This is a genomic window from Ochrobactrum sp. BTU1 (genome assembly GCA_018798825.1).
GTDB lineage: Bacteria > Pseudomonadota > Alphaproteobacteria > Rhizobiales > Rhizobiaceae > Brucella.
Genome location: CP076356.1, coordinates 378,248 through 393,661 on the forward strand (window position 1 = coordinate 378,248; position 15,414 = coordinate 393,661).

Below are 15,414 nucleotides of genomic sequence, written 5' to 3' on the forward strand. Positions count from 1 at the left end.
TCGTTCGAAATTGGGAAGGTGAAATTGCAATGTGCTCGCAAAATAGTTTCCATAGGAGCAATCCCCGCGGAGATACAAATATGCGTAAAATAACTGGCTATACGTTTGGAGTAGTTCTAATTGGGGTTCTTGGTCTTAGCCAACAAGCAATAGCTGCGAATCCTTGCTCAGGCGTCGATCAAAGTCTGACGAAGCAGAACAAAGCCGAATACGCTACCCTTGTTGCCAAGAGCCTCGATAAAAAGTTGAAGCCAGCGAACATTGAAATCGACGCGGCGCTTCATTCTGGAAAATGGACCGTTATATATGCGTCCACACCCGTTGCAGACCCAGGTTATTTCTTCTTTGACAGTTCATCGGGTGTACCGGTTTTCAAAGACGTGTGGGGAGGCATGGCCGAAGAGGGTGATGGCCCGATTTTGATAAAGTGGGCCCGAGATCTGGGTGCTAACAAGGAAATTGCTTCCTGCTTTTCGCACGTTGTCATGAGCGACTGAAAGTATGAGCGAGCCTACGCTGAGCAGCGTTTCGAGATGGCGCGCTCAGGGACCAAAACTGCAACAACGGGCGGGATTAATTGCGTTAATCCGTTCTGCAGACACCTGACGAGGGAAAAGAATACCTTTAACTCAAAAAACGTTAGCTGCATCGTGTCTTTTGGCCAATCTTATGCGGGATCACAAAATGAAATGTGGGTGCTGCTGAGCCAATGTAAACGGTCTATGCCTTAATTTCTCCGATCACAACCCGAAACCGGCACAGATATGAGACCTGTATCTCAAAATATCGTGCATGCTTTCCTCACGAAATATGCGGGTACAGATGCAACCACTGGATTAGCCTCTTCCAGCTAGGGAAGCCAAAATGGCTTTGCAAATGACCAAGAAAATCTCAACCCTATCCGTCACGGCAGCCTTGCTAAAAGCTATTCTGCATAATGTGCAGTCTGGAGGCGTACACGTGAGCGCAATCAACGCCGGAGGACGCAGCGCATTACCCGCATTCTCGGTAACTTGCGCTTACAAAGACGGTAGCGAAAGATATTCGGTGAAAATTCTGTCTGGACTGGTAGCTCACGAGAGGTAAGCGGGGGCGATAAATTCGCCCCTGCATCTGGCGCTAAGGGCTCGGGGAGAAAACGAAGCGAGCGCAGTCTCCGCAAACAGCTTTTGGCAGGCCGAGAAAGCGGCATTCAGTGCGCTCAACGATAAGGAGGGTTTTTTGCACAACCGGCCCAAATATTCTCGTCGACTTGTACCACTCAAATTTACAGTTGCAGAAAATCGATTTTTCCGTCACATTGATCGGGCTTTGTGGGAGGAGCTATGACAAAGAATGTAATTCTCGTGGATCCGTTACCGCGGACCCTAGACCTGATTGCGCGTCCTGAAGTCAGGGCTCGACTTGAAGCCCTGGGTGAGCTTGTCATCAGCGAAGACAAGCCAATGGACGATGAGGTTGTTGAGCGGTATTTGCCTGATACAGTTCTTCTGATCGGCCAAACGGCTATGCCAAAAGAGCGTCTTGACCGCGCGCCGAAGCTCAAGGGCATCTTCAACGTTGAAACGAACTTCCTGCCCAATATCGATTATCAGGCTTGTGTCGAGCGTGGCATTTGGGTACTCACCCCGGCCTCTGCCTTTGCCGGTCCGGTTGCTGAATCCGCTCTTGCGATGACGCTGGACCTGGCACGTGGGATTACCAGTGCTGACCGCGAAATGCGTGCAGGCACGGAGCAATATGGTCTCGAAGGCAACGTCGATACTGTGCGTTTTATGGGGGCAACGGTCGGAATTATCGGCTTTGGTGACCTAGGACGGCAATTCCGCGATCTGATCCGTCCGTTTCGCAACAAGACGTTGGTTTATGATCCGTGGCTACCGACTGAAATCATCGAACGGGCTGAGTGTATTCCCGCATCCCTTGATCGGGTTGTTAAGGAGAGCCAATTCATTCTAGTGTTTGCTAGCGTCACAAGCGAAAATCAGGGCCTGATTGGTGCCCGTGAATTTGCGATGATGCAAAAGGGCGCGAAGTTTCTTCTAATGAGCCGAGCGGCCGTAGTGAATTTCCCAGCAATGCTTGAAGCAGTTGCGTCTGGTCACATTCAGGCCGCAACCGATGTGTTTCCCGACGAACCCGTTGCCGCGGACGACCCGGTGCGATCGATCGACGGGCTTCTGCTCTCGGCACATCGTACAGGTGGAACACGCGACGCGTTTTTTGAAATTGGCTCGATGACGGTCGCAGACGCTGAACTGATCATGAAGGGGTTGCCGCCGCAATTGTGCCGCCGAGCCGATCCCGCAACAGCTGCCAAGCTCCGGTCAAAGCCGGTATCAATTTCATAATATAAAACCAGCCTACCAATATTTTCACGTTCTATGGAGGAGAATGAACATGAAATCCGGTAAAGCACTTTTGTTGTCAGCAGTTTTTGCAGTCGGTGCATTCATGAATGCATCTGTTGTTCAGGCCGCCGACTATGCGGTTATTCTGAAGACTCTTTCTAACCCTTTCTGGCAGTCGATGAAACAAGGGGTCGAGGACAAGGCCAAGGAACTCGGCGTTGAAGTCGATGTGTTTGCATCGCCAACCGAAGACGATACGCAGGCGCAACTCCAATTGTTCGAGGATGTACTCAACCGCGATTATAAGGCGATCATGTTTGCACCGATTTCACCGGTCAATCTGGTCCAGCCAGCAGCACAAGCCTATAAAAAGAACATCCCGCTCATAAATATCGATGAGAAGGTCGATCTTGCGGCTCTCAAACAGGCAGGTGCAAACATCCAGGCTTTTATTACAACAGACAATAAGGCTGTTGGTGCCAATGGTGCAAACTTCATCATTGAAAAGCTTGGTGCAGATGGTGGTGAAGTCGCAATCATCGAAGGAAAGGCTGGCGTTGCGTCGGGTGAGGACCGCAAAGCTGGTGCTACCGAGGCTTTCAGCAAAGCATCCAACATCAAGCTCGTTGCAAGTCAGCCTGCCGATTGGGATCGTCTGAAAGCTCTCGATGTTGCGGCCAATATTCTACAATCGTCGCCGGATCTCAAAGCCTTCTATTGCGCCAATGATACAATGGCGCTGGGCGTTGTGCAGGCGGTGCAGAACGCTGGGAAAACTGGCGAAGTGATTGTTGTGGGCACGGATGGCGCGCCGGAGGCACGTGAATCTGTAAAGGCCGGACGCCTTGACGCGACGGTTGCCCAGAACCCCGCAACAATTGGAGCAGATGCGCTCGTCGCCGCTGTTGAGGCAGTTAAATCCGGCAAGCTTATTGCGCCGGATGCTGAGGCACCACAGGTCAATATTGAATCTGTGCTGGTGACCAAGGAATAACGCAAAAAGTCAGAATATGGGGTGCGGTCTGAGTTTTCTGAGCAAAGGTGTGAAGCACGTTTGCGGTGCACAATGCGAAAAACAGAGAATTTGACCGTACCCCAATTTTCAACAGAGCCTAAATCGGGGAGAGTCTCATGCCGGATTCTGGCGACGAACTATCGCGTCCTCTTATCGAGATGCGCAACATCGCGAAGTCATTCGGCGGTATTCAAGCCTTGAAAGGCGTAAATCTCGATATTCACGTCGGGGAAGTTCATGTGCTTTTGGGTGAAAATGGTGCTGGCAAATCAACGTTGATGAAGGTTTTGTCCGGTGTTTTCGCGCCAACGAGTGGTGAAATCAAAATTGGTGATGAAACCCATACGCGCCTGACGCCGGGTCAGGCTGCACAGGCGGGCATTTCCATTATCTATCAGGAACTCAGCATTATTGATGAGCTCTCTGCGCTCGAAAATCTGTTTGTTGGCAATCTTCCCGTCAAGCGAAACCTTCTTGTGTCCAAGATCGACTGGACACTGATGCGCACGCGAGCCCAGGCAATTCTTGCCAAACTTAAGATCAATATTAATCTTGACCGGCGGGCCGGTGATCTGCCGATTGCACATAAGCAAATTCTAGAAATCGCCAAAGCGTTGATGGGCAACGTCAAAGTTCTGGTGATGGACGAGCCGACATCCTCACTCACACGCGTCGAGATTCAGAACCTTCTGCAACTGGTCAGCCAGCTTCGTCAGGAGGGAATGGCAATATTGTTCATTTCTCACAAATTCGATGAAGTGCGTCAGATTGGCGACCGTTTCACGGTACTCAAAGATGGTAGCTCCAATGGCACAGGATTGATCGCTGACTTCACCAATGAGGATTTGGTGCAGATGATGGTTGGCCGCGCGCTCATTCATAATTATACCAATCAGGCGCTCACCGATGAATCGCCCGTGGTTCTCAAAGTCAGTCATGTCACGTCTGCAACCAATGACCGTGTCTGCGACGTGAGTTTTCAAGTGCGCCATGGCGAAGTATTTGGCTTTGCAGGTCTGATCGGTTCAGGTCGTACGGAACTTATGGAATGCCTGTTTGGGGCAGATAAGCGATCATCCGGCAAAATCGAACTGAATGGCCGGGATATTACGCCCCAATCACCATCCGAGGCTTTAAAGAACGGGATGGCGTTCATTACTGAGAACCGCAGAAAAAGCGGCTTTTTTCAAAATTTTACTATCCTGGAAAACATTATCATTTCCAAGCGTGTGAAGGATGCGCCGCTCGGTGGCATGGGTGCGGTGGTAAATAGACATGAAGATCGCAGGCTCGCGGAAATAGAGCGGAAGAAACTTGCGGTCAAAAGTTCGTCTGTCGACCAGATGGTGACCGAACTTTCCGGCGGTAATCAGCAAAAAGTCATTGTTGCCAAATGGATGGCGACGGAACCCGATCTGATCATCTTTGATGAGCCGACACGCGGTATTGATGTTGGTGCCAAAGCTGAAATCTACGCCATCATCCGACAACTGGCATTGCAGGGCAAGGCTATTATCGTCGTGTCTTCGGAACTTGCGGAGGTGCTTGGTGTCTGTGACCGCATCGCTGTCTATCGTGATGGCAGCATTGCCACGATCGTCGACGGACATAGCGCAACCGAAGAAACACTCTTAAGCCACGCAATTGGTGGAGCAGCATCATGAGAAAATTTCAGGAAAACTGGGACAGATACGGTACACTGTGCATTCTGGTAGTCATTCTCGTCCTCTTTAGTGTCCTTTCACCTGAATATTTCCTGCGTCGCCAGAATCTAGTTCAGATCATGCTGCAAAGCTCGATCACGATCCTTTTGGCGTTGGGCGAGTTCTTCCCTATCCTGATTGCGGGTATCGATCTTTCTGTCGGCTCTATTTTGGCTCTGGCGGGTATTGTGACCGGAAAATTGTTGCTCGCAGGCTTTGATCCCTATAGTGCAGCGATCATTGGCGGCGCGGGGGTAGGGCTTAGCCTTGGGGCATTCAACGGCCTTCTTGTCAACTTTACGGGTTTGCATCCATTCATCATCACCTTGGGTACCAACGCCATTTTCCGTGGCATAACGCTGATTATTTCCGGCGCCAGCCCGGTGTTTGGTTTTCCATATAGTTTTACGGACACTTTTGCAGGTACCATCCTATGGGTCCCTGTGCCGGTAATCGTTGCTTTTGGTATGGCTGCTATTCTTTGGTACCTCACACAGCAGACACGACTTGGCCGTAACATTTATGCGATTGGCGGTAACCGCGAAGCGGCCTTCTTTTCGGGCATTAATGTCAAGCGCCATACGCTGATTGTGTTTATGATTTCCGGCCTTTGTGCAGGCCTTGCTGGCGTATTGAGTACGGCACGTCTTGGTGCAGCTGAACCTGCTGCAGGGACTGGCTTTGAAACGTTTGCAATCGCTTCTGCCATCATTGGTGGAACAAGCTTTTTTGGCGGGAAGGGCCGCATTCCATCGGTGGTGATCGGTGGCCTCATTATCGGAACGATCAGCAACGGTCTCAATCTGATGCGGGTTCCCACATTCTATCAATTGGTTGTCATGGGGGGCCTCATCATTGTAGCGGTTACGCTGGATCGATTGATCGCCACCAAGAAGTAAACAGGAGCTGTTGCCTGAAATCATGACACGAAAAACCCCGCCAAAGGCTAGCAGGCCGGTCACTATTCAGGACGTTGCTAAGTATGCAGGTGTTGCGCCCAGCACCGTTTCCAATGTGTTGACCGGTCGCAAGTTTGTACATCAACATCTTAGGAAAACAGTTCTCGCAGCTGTAGAGGAGATGAACTACAAGCCAAATTTTGTCGCCTCCAGCCTGCGGCAGGGACGGACCAACTCCATCGGGATTATCGTGCCTGATATCACCAACCCGTTCTTCTCGGAATTTGTGCAGCGTGCAGGCACCATCGCCATGCAGCATGGAATGCAGCTTTTGCTGATGAACAGCAATGAGCTTCTGGCAACGCAGACCGATCTTATCGATACCCTGGTTGCCCGTCAGGTGGATGGAATGATTGTTTTTCTCAGTGATGAGGAAATATCTTCAAGTGGTTGTTCGCTGATCCGTTCTGTCCCAACTGTGCTGGTGGATCGTGGCGCAGAACTGCCTGATTTCGATACGGTTGCGATCGACAATATCGCAGCAACCCGGGCAGGGACATCCCATCTTATTGAAAAGGGACATAGTGACATAACCTTTGTCGCAACGCGCGATACTCTTGTTCATATGAACCAGCGTGTCGAAGGCTATCGACGCGCGATGACAGAGGCCGGTCTCTCGGACCGGGTAAAGGTGATCTATGCAGGCGTCACAATAGAGGAGTGCCGTCAATCCTTGCAGCAACAAGTGTTTAGTCAAAAGCCACCGACTGCAATGTTTGCGTCTGCCTATATTGCCACGCTTGGGGCAATCAAGGCGGCACGACAGGCAGGACTGGAAATTCCACGCGATTTGTCGTTGCTGGGTTTCGACGATTCCGATTGGATGACGGTGCTCAAACCGACAATCAGTACAGTCGCGCAGCCCATCAATGCTATGGTGGATAGCGCATGGCAGCTTCTTATGCAGCGAATTGGCGAACCTGAACGCCCGCTGTCACACGTTACGCATATGACGGATATGCGCGTGCGCGAATCTGTTGTTCCGTGCAACGGCTAAATCCCAAACTGGTGATGGGGAGAAAATCATGCAGAAGATTAGATTGGCGATGATCGGTGGTGGAGAAGGTGCCCTAATCGGCAATGTGCACCGCATTGCCGCCCGCCTTGATAACGAGTTTGAGCTGGTCGCAGGCGATTTCAGTTCGGATCCCGAACGCAACCTGAAGTCCGCAGCCTCCTTCGGTATTGCGCAGGACCGTGTTTATGACACCGTGCAAGCCCTGATTGACGGAGAGAAAAGCAGACCAGACGGTGCGGAGGTCATGGCAATTGCCACTCCAAACCACCTGCATTTTGCAGCGGTGAAGGCCTGTCTTGAGGGCGGATTTCACGTTATTTGCGATAAGCCTGTTACATCCAGGCTGGAAGATGCGGTAGCACTTGTCGATATCGTTCGAAACGCACCTGGATTGTTTTTCCTCACACACAATTATACAGGCAATGCCATGGTGCGGCAGATGCGGGACATGGTACTCTCTGGTGAACTGGGCGATATTCGTTTCGTTAATTGCGAATATGTTCAGGACTGGCTGAGTGAACCTGTCGAGTTGCACGGCTCCAAAGCGGCTGAATGGCGTACCGATCCACAAAAGGCGGGCGCAGGCGGATCAATAGGTGATATTGGAACCCATGCATATAATCTTGCATCCTACGTGACCGGGCTTACGCCTGGACAATTGTGCGCGGATCTCACATCTTTTATCAAAGGTCGCAGGGTTGACGATAATGCCTCGATCCTGCTGCGCTACGAGAATGGCGCGAAGGGACAATTTTGGATCAGCCAGGTTGCCATTGGTAATGAAAATCGTCTGAATTGTCGTATCTTCGGTACCAAAGGCTCACTTGAATGGTCACAGGAAGATCCGAACCGGCTCTGGTATTGTAAAGCCGGTCAACCACGCAGCATGCTGACGCGTGCTGGCGCTGGCGCAAGCTATGGAAATACGAGTTCGGCTCGAGTTCCTCCCGGCCATCCTGAAGGATTTCTGGAAGCGTTCGGCAATATTTACAAATCCGCAGCCACTGCCATTCGCTGCCATCAGCAGCGCATCAGCGATCCGAGTAAGATTGCCTATCCGACGATCGAAGATGGCTTGAACGGCCTTTATTTCATTGATGCCTGCATCCGATCCAATCAAGCCGCAAACGGCTGGGTCGATGTACAAAACTGTTCGAGGGAGAATGCATGATGAAAACCTATGACAATCTGATTGGCGTTCATGCATTGGTGTGGACCGGTGATACATCAAAAGCTTCAATTGAACTGGCTGCTAAGCGCAGTGTGGAGGCCGGTTACGATTTGCTCGAGCTCTCGTTGCATGACCTTGATAATCTTGACGTCGAGCATGCACGCTCTGTCCTAAGCGCATCGGACCTTTCGATTGTCTGCTCGCGCGGGCTGGCATTTGATGCCGATGTTTCAAGCGATGACACATCCGTGGTTCGCAAAGGTGCAGAACTATTGCGTCAGTCGCTGATCGCAACACATGGATTGGGCGGAAAATTACTCACTGGCGCGCTTTATAGTGCTCTTGGCAAGTATGGCAAACCAGCAAGCGCAAGAGGGCGCGAGAATGCTGTCGCTGTTATCAAGGATCTGGCAAATGATGCCAGCAAACTCGGCATCACACTGGGTCTTGAAGTCTGTAACCGCTATGAAACCCATCTCGTCAATACAGCAAGACAGGCGTTGTCATTGGCTGATGAGATCGGTGCCGACAATATGGTTATCCATCTTGATACTTATCACATGAATATCGAAGAGGATAACTTGATCCGTCCGCTGCATGAAGTTGGTGAGCGGTTGGGATATATCCATATAGGTGAAAACCATCGCGGCTATCTGGGGTCAGGTCATATAGACTTCACGGGCTTCTTTCATGCACTGGTGGATATTGGCTATAAGGGGCCCATTACATTTGAGTCCTTTTCGTCGGCAGTGATTGCTGAAGGGCTTTCGAACGATCTCGCTATCTGGCGCGATACCTGGACTGACGGATTTGAACTTGCACAGCATGCACGCTCATTTGTCGACACCCACCTTTGCGTCGGCTGACTGTTGATTTCAACACGGTGAGTTCAGGCTGAAGCGCGGCTTTTTTTGGTCTGAATTCCCACGCGATTATTTCCTAGCACCATAATGAACGGATTTCACTGAGAAAGATATATCCCTCGGGACGCTATACCGTCAGCCGCTCCACTGCAGCCACTCGACGAAGGGCAGGCCCGATATTGGGGCCGACTAATCTTTTTCCAAAGGGCAGGTTTTGCAGATCGATAAACTGGGGATGAAATAACGCAAGCAGCAAATGCGACGTTTGCGTTGCGTTTCTGCGTTATGGCAAGTGTATCGCACCGGTTCGAATAGCGGATTGAGTGAATTGTCGTCAAAACGGCGCGTTGCAAGATAGTGTTGCCCGTCCCGGACGCCCTGGTGTTCGGGGCCTTGGAACGCAGTGCAACGCTGCACCACAGTTTCAAGAATATTTCCGGCATTGCTCCAAAGAACCTTGCGCGGCAATCCGCTGACTTCCGACAGTATTGGAATGACATGGCTAAGGTGCGCGTCAACAAGAAAAGAAAAACGGTCCTTGGAGTTGAGCGGGGTTTGCTTTGTGCCCTTTGAGCGCAAACCAAAACGCATATTACCGCCATCGTCATCCAGAGCGATCCGCATGGTTGAAAGATCAAGCTCAAGCTTCCAATCAAACAGGATTACGGCTGCGGCGGCGGGTAAAATAAGCCGAGAGAAGTAAAGTTTAGACCATTGCGAAGCCACCGCGCGCGGCTCAGGCTCCTCATACCGGGTAGAGAATTTTTTCAAAACGCTATCTAAGCGACTTGCAGTGAATATTGAAAGTGCGGGCTCAAAATCTGGCGCCGTTTCAACCATCAAAAAAAGCGTCTCAGCCAGTTCGGCAAGTGGTCCTGTAAACTGATCACCAAGAATTTTGATCATCGGCGACCTGCTACCGCGCAGACAAAGAAACCACCAACAAACGTGGCGATTAGCCCGGCTGGTATTTCCCAAGGAAACGCGACATACCTGCCCACCCAGTCTGCTAGTGTAAGGATGGCAGCACCCAACATGGCTGAAGCAAGCAAAAAAGGGGCCGGCCTTTGCTGGCCAGTTAATCGAGCAATATGCGGCGCCAGCAAACCAATAAAGCTGATTGGGCCAATAAGGAGAATGGAGGTTCCTGTCATAATGCCAGTCAGAAGAATTATCAGCAGACGCGCTCTGCTCAACCTTAAGCCTAGTGAACGGGAGACTTGTTGGCCGAGTGGCAGGATCTCGATCCAACGCTGTTGTAGCAATGCCATGCAAAGGCCGGTCAAACAGATTGCTGATGCGATCAAAGCGTCGGACATGCGGACTGAATAAAGCGACCCCGACATCCAGCCCAGCAATCGGGTCAGTCTCATATCCCCAAGGAAAATCACAATTGACATGACAGAGCCAGAAAGCGCCGTGATTGCAATGCCGGTCATCAGCAGTCTTTCCGGCGAAAAACCGGATCTTGCCGTCAAACGAAGGGAGAGGGAGAGAAAAAATATGCTGCCGAGCGCCGCAATTATAATAGTTTCTGATCGACCGAGCGGCGGCAAAAACAGGACAACCGGGATCATCAGGAGCGCTGCTCCAGAGGAAACCCCCAGTAATTCAGGACTTGCCATCGGATTGCCGGTCATACGTTGCATGAGACATCCCGAAGTCGCAAGCATGGCCCCGCTCGCAGCTGCAGCTATTGTGCGCGGTACCCTCCAGTCAAAATAGCTTCTCCATTCACTGGGCGTCAGAATATACCAGCCTTCCGGATTTCGGCCGATAAAGAGGACCAATATCGTCAAAGCCGGCAGTGCAAAAAGGCTAACTATGAGAAATCCGTAATCGGGGCGGTTGATTGAGGCGGCTGAAGTTAAAGTTGATATCTGGACGCCCAACGATCTTGATTTTCGCAGAATGATCAAGAGCAATGGCGCACCAAGGACTGCCGTCACGCTGCCCGCTGGGATATCAATCGAGGGCAGAAGGAAGACCATCAGTTGATCAGTCGTCAGCAACAGCCCGGCCGCAATCAGTGGTGCCGCAATCAACCGATCTTGGAACCGCCTTGCTCCAGAAAACTGGGCTATCGCTGCGCCGCCAAGGCCTATAAACGCAATCACGCCGCACGCAGCAACTACAATCGCTGATCCGACAACCGCCGCGACCAAAGCGATCCCCCGGATGAGTTTAGGTGATGAACCCAGGCTGGTTGCCACCTTTTCGTCGACACCCATCGTCGTCAAAGGGCGCAACAGCAGAAAAGCCACCGAGGTGAGAGCCAGAACTGAACCCAAAAGCAGCAGCGCCACATGCCAGCTATTCTGTGACAAAGATCCCGATTGCCAGACGATCAGTTCACCTAGATCTTCAAAATGCGCAATCAATAGCATTGCAGTTACGGCTTCAAAACAAAGCGAAAGCACCATTCCGTAGAGGACGATCCTGAGCGGAGCGAACCGTTCTGCGCGAGTGAGAAGTAGAATGATTGCCAGCGCAATGCTGCTGCCAATCAGTGAGGGAAGAATAAACCCAGAGTTTGCCGCGAGGGGAAGGAAGAGGATCGTCATAGCAACGGCAAGGCGTGAAGCCGAGAAAATGCCTAAAGTGCCAGGCTCGGCGAGCGGATTGGAGAGCACCTGCTGCAGTAGCGTTGTGCACAGACCAAGCAGTAAACCAGCTAGAATAGCGACCATTACACGTGGCAAATAGCCATAATGAACGAGCATTTCAGTAAGCCGCGCGTCATCGGGAATAAACATCGCCCTAATAGTGACAGGCCAGGCCCCACTTTGCCGAAGGTTAAGAGCGAAAAGGACAAGCCCCAGAACAATCAGAGAACTTCCAAGGGCGATACTTTTATTGCGAGGGGTTTCAGGTTGCGACGCTGCAGTGGAGGTGGCTTTAGGCATGGGAAAGCCCTTCGCTCAATTGTATGGCCAATCGTTCAGCAGAACGCACACCCCCATTGGGATAGATTACAGGCATACGAAGAACGCGACCGGCACGCACCGCCGGAAAAGCATTCCAGATCGGATTTTGTGAGAGCCTTTCTAACGCCGCGTCTGTTTCTGAACCTCTGTCAAAGTGGACAATGACTGCTTCAGAATTCTCCGTAAGACGGTTGAGCGCAGCCGATGTAACACCAGATGCATTCACGCGGCCAGTAAAAGCATTTTGCAAATCAAGGCGCTTTAGCATATCACCGATCAAACCATTGCCGCCGAATATAGCTAGATTTCGGCCGTCACGATTGAAGCGGCAGACGTAAACCGGGCGGTCAAAGCCAGTAAGTGAGCGCGACGCTGCACTGATTGCACGTTCGCAGTCATTGATTGCTTGGTCTGCAACCGCAGAACAATCTGTCTGTTTGGCAATTTGGCGAAGAAGCGCCTGAACATGGTCAACGGCGGGGGTCTTGCCCGCAAAGACCGGGTACGCTGTGACTGGGGCGACTTTTCTAAGGGCATCGAGAGAGGGAGCCTGCCAGTCAGCGATCAATATGTGATCAGGTCTTAGTGAGAACATATATTCGATATTTGGCTCGTTCAGTGGGCCAAGATCAGCAACATCGCTATCAAGTACCGGATCGCCCACAAGACGTTGATAAAGCGGGACATTAGCCGTTGCCACCGGTTGTTGGCCCAGCGTCACAAGTAATTCAGTTAACAGCAAATCCATGCTGACAATGCGTGAAATCGACGATGTATCGCCTGATTGGTCGGTTTTGCCGGTCGTACTAACAAACGCGAAAGGAGCGGCTAATGCCGCCCCAAGTAATTCTCGACGCGTGATGCTTCTATCGATTACCATTTATATCCGAGAGTCGCTGTGACTGTAAGCGGCTCGCCATAGCGGCATCCGTCCTGAGCAACGCATGTGTAATACTTTTTGTCGAAAAGATTGCGTGCATTGATCGTCAAAGAGGTCCCCTCAAGTTCGTTTTTAAAGGCACCCAAATCGAACCGCATCATCGCATCGACCATCGTGTAGCCTGGGACATCCTGCTCCATATCCGGCAAGTTGGTTTTTCCAACATAACGAAGACCTGCTCCGACATTCACCCCGGTCACGCCGATCTTATCAAGGTCATAATCAGCCCAAAGTGAGAAACTATGGCGTGGAACGAGGGCGACCTGCTCTCCGATTTCGTAGGGTCTAGCGCTTTGTTCGATCGTCGCATCGGTAAAAGTATAGGCTGCAATCAGGCCAAGATCCCCAACTTGCCCTCTAGCTTCCAGTTCGAGGCCGCGCGAGTGAACTTCACCTTGTTGAAACGCCTCACCGAAAGAATTGTAGGTAACCACATTTTTTTGGGTCAGGTCGAACACTGCAGCGCTCAACATGAGATTGGTTCCATCTGGTTGATAGCGAATGCCAGCTTCGTATTGCAGTCCCTTGTTCGGCTCAAGAGCATCACCGTTTACATCTGCTCCGATTTGCGGATCAAATGACTGGCTAACGCTTACATAAGGGGCTACACCGCTATCAAAAAGATAGACGAGACCAGCTCGTCCGGTGAATGCGTTATTCTTCTGATCTGTGACCTTTCCATTTTGATAATTCGTCGTTGTGCTCTCAGACCAGTCATGTCTGCCACCAAGCAACAACGTCCAATGCTCGTCAAAATTAATTTGGTCCTGTAGATAAAGCCCGTATTGATTACCTAATGCTCTCTGACCGCGATTGACGGCGTGACTCACTGCAGGGCTACCAGTGTATTGGCCTGTTTCAAGATCGAGCACGCTATAAGCTGTGCCTCTGTATCGATTTGAATCATATGACCGTCGATAATAGTCGAAACCACCTATAACTTTATGTTCGATCGAACCCGTGTTGAAGGTATATTCAAGAGACGTGTCAGAGGTCGCGCCATACGACGCCTCAAAACGTTCACTCGCAAGACGCGTAAGCTTTCCATTGCTTGACGGAGTCAGATTGCCGAACATGTAGTTCCACTCAACGTCAGAATGAAAATAGCGATTGTTGCTACGCAACTTCACGCCATTTTCAAATTGGTGCTCGAACAATCCACCAATTGTATACATATCGACGTTGTATTTATCGAAGCCTTCAATTCCCAGAAAACGATCGCTCGGAATAGTCTGCTGGCTGACATCTTCATAACGAAGTGGAGTGGCAAAACCAGTTTTGATACGCTGATAGCTGCCAAGCACGGTAAGCGATGTCGCCTCATCCGGCTTCCACGTCAAAGCTGGCGCGATGTAAAACTTGTCGTCTGGAGTATGATCGACCCAGTTGTCCGCATCGCGGAATAGGCCCGTTAAACGATAGGTCAGACTGCCATCATTGGTAATTGGGCCCCCGAAATCGGCCGAGAGCTGCTTGCGATTATAGCTGCCATATTCAACATTGACTTCATGCAAAGGCTTATCGGTAGGGCGCTTGGAAACACCATTGACTACACCACCCGGAGAAAGTTGCCCATAGAGAACTGAGGAGGCACCGCGCAGAACTTCTACTCGTTCTAATCCGTAGGGCTCTTGCCCACCGTCATAAACGTTGGATTGCAGTTTCATACCATCGCGCAAAGTTCCACTGTTGCCGGAAGCTACATTGAACCCACGAATGGTCAAATCATCAACCATCCGGCTGAATGAGCCTGATTGCGCGGAGACACCAGGCGTATAACTCAGTGTCTGGGCGATCGATGTGGCTTTCTGATCTCGCACCTGATCGGCAGTAACAACCGTGATTGACTGCGGTGTTTCAATCAGTGGCGTATCCATTTTGGTTGCAGATGAAGTGCTGGGCGCGAAATAGCCGTCGACGGGACCAAATGCGCTCTGACCGGCATTTCCTTCAACCGTGATCGTGTTGAGCACCAAAGCACCGTCGGGCGCAACGCCGCTCGGATTGCTAGATTGCTGCGCCGATATCGTGACCGTATTGCTTTGCAGGCTATAGCTGAGACCAGAGCCGGAGATAATCCGGCTCAACGCTTCTGTACGTGTCAGAGAACCTTGTGCACCTGCTGAGTTTTTGCCACGCACAATATTTGCGTCAAAGAACAGCTGGACGCCGGTTTTGTTTGAGTATTGAACCAGGGCTGAGGAAAGCGGCTGTGCTGGAATGTCAAATGACGTGCGCTGCACCTGGCCATTTCCTGCAACTTGCGCCCAAACGGTACTTGGTGCGAGTGCCGTAATCGCTACCAGCGCACTGGCTGCAAGCAAATGCACAGAGAAGCCGGTTTTAAGAAGAGCCTGAGAACCCTGGCTGTTACAGTTCCGAAGTTGGCTCTTCATATCGACGCGCATAGTTTAATCCTCGATGTCTGACGCCCCTGCGTTTGGCAGGATTTTCCTGTTAATTCATG

12 protein-coding genes are annotated in these 15,414 nt (G+C 51.1%); 8 read left to right on the forward strand and 4 right to left on the reverse strand.

Going from position 1 to position 15,414, the window contains the following annotated elements; genetic code table 11:
• The first annotated feature begins 80 nt into the window (after positions 1-80).
• The 8 genes from KMS41_20940 to KMS41_20975 all read left to right on the forward strand — a co-directional run bounded on the left by KMS41_20940 (position 81) and on the right by KMS41_20975 (position 9,083).
• Positions 81-497 (forward strand): hypothetical protein, encoded by a 417-nt coding sequence (locus tag KMS41_20940; GenBank protein QWK81029.1) that lies wholly within the window; start codon positions 81-83, stop codon positions 495-497.
• A gap of 828 nt (positions 498-1,325) precedes the next feature.
• Positions 1,326-2,351, forward strand: a complete 1,026-nt coding sequence (locus tag KMS41_20945; protein QWK81030.1) for a hydroxyacid dehydrogenase — start codon at positions 1,326-1,328, stop codon at positions 2,349-2,351.
• Between the two features lie 49 nt (positions 2,352-2,400).
• On the forward strand, positions 2,401-3,345 hold the full coding sequence (alsB, locus tag KMS41_20950) for a D-allose transporter substrate-binding protein (protein QWK81031.1): 945 nt from the start codon (positions 2,401-2,403) through the stop codon (positions 3,343-3,345).
• A 137-nt stretch (positions 3,346-3,482) separates the two neighbouring features.
• Positions 3,483-5,030: an ATP-binding cassette domain-containing protein gene (locus KMS41_20955; GenBank protein QWK81032.1), complete on the forward strand. Its 1,548-nt coding sequence runs from the start codon at positions 3,483-3,485 to the stop codon at positions 5,028-5,030.
• Positions 5,027-5,968 carry a D-allose ABC transporter permease gene (gene alsC / locus KMS41_20960; GenBank protein ID QWK81033.1) on the forward strand — a complete coding sequence of 314 codons (942 nt, stop codon included), beginning with the start codon at positions 5,027-5,029 and terminating at the stop codon, positions 5,966-5,968. Before KMS41_20955 ends, alsC begins: the two co-directional genes overlap by 4 nt.
• A gap of 22 nt (positions 5,969-5,990) precedes the next feature.
• Positions 5,991-7,025: a LacI family transcriptional regulator gene (locus KMS41_20965; GenBank protein ID QWK81034.1), complete on the forward strand. Its 1,035-nt coding sequence runs from the start codon at positions 5,991-5,993 to the stop codon at positions 7,023-7,025.
• Positions 7,026-7,053: 28 nt separating this feature from the next.
• The gene (locus tag KMS41_20970; GenBank protein ID QWK81035.1) at positions 7,054-8,217 is read left to right on the forward strand and encodes a Gfo/Idh/MocA family oxidoreductase; all 1,164 of its coding nucleotides are present in this window, start codon (positions 7,054-7,056) and stop codon (positions 8,215-8,217) included.
• Positions 8,214-9,083, forward strand: coding sequence for a sugar phosphate isomerase/epimerase (locus KMS41_20975; protein ID QWK81036.1), 870 nt, complete (start codon positions 8,214-8,216; stop codon positions 9,081-9,083). Before KMS41_20970 ends, KMS41_20975 begins: the two co-directional genes overlap by 4 nt.
• Positions 9,084-9,269: 186 nt before the next feature.
• On the opposite strand, the gene fhuF is transcribed toward KMS41_20975, so the two are convergent.
• Genes fhuF through KMS41_20995 form a run of 4 tightly spaced genes read right to left on the reverse strand, consistent with a single transcriptional unit; the run spans position 9,270 to position 15,355 of the window.
• Positions 9,270-9,986, reverse strand: a complete 717-nt coding sequence (gene fhuF / locus KMS41_20980) for a siderophore-iron reductase FhuF (GenBank protein ID QWK81037.1) — start codon at positions 9,984-9,986, stop codon at positions 9,270-9,272.
• Complete coding sequence (fhuB, locus tag KMS41_20985; protein ID QWK81038.1) at positions 9,983-11,986, reverse strand: Fe(3+)-hydroxamate ABC transporter permease FhuB; 2,004 nt, start codon at positions 11,984-11,986, stop codon at positions 9,983-9,985. Before fhuB ends, fhuF begins: the two co-directional genes overlap by 4 nt.
• A complete protein-coding gene (locus KMS41_20990; GenBank protein ID QWK81039.1) occupies positions 11,979-12,887 on the reverse strand; it encodes an ABC transporter substrate-binding protein in 909 nt (302 codons plus the stop codon). The genes fhuB and KMS41_20990 overlap by 8 nt, the downstream gene beginning before the upstream one ends.
• Entirely contained in the window at positions 12,881-15,355 is a 2,475-nt protein-coding gene (locus KMS41_20995; protein QWK81040.1) for a TonB-dependent siderophore receptor, read from the reverse strand. The genes KMS41_20990 and KMS41_20995 overlap by 7 nt, the downstream gene beginning before the upstream one ends.
• Positions 15,356-15,414 lie beyond the last annotated feature (59 nt).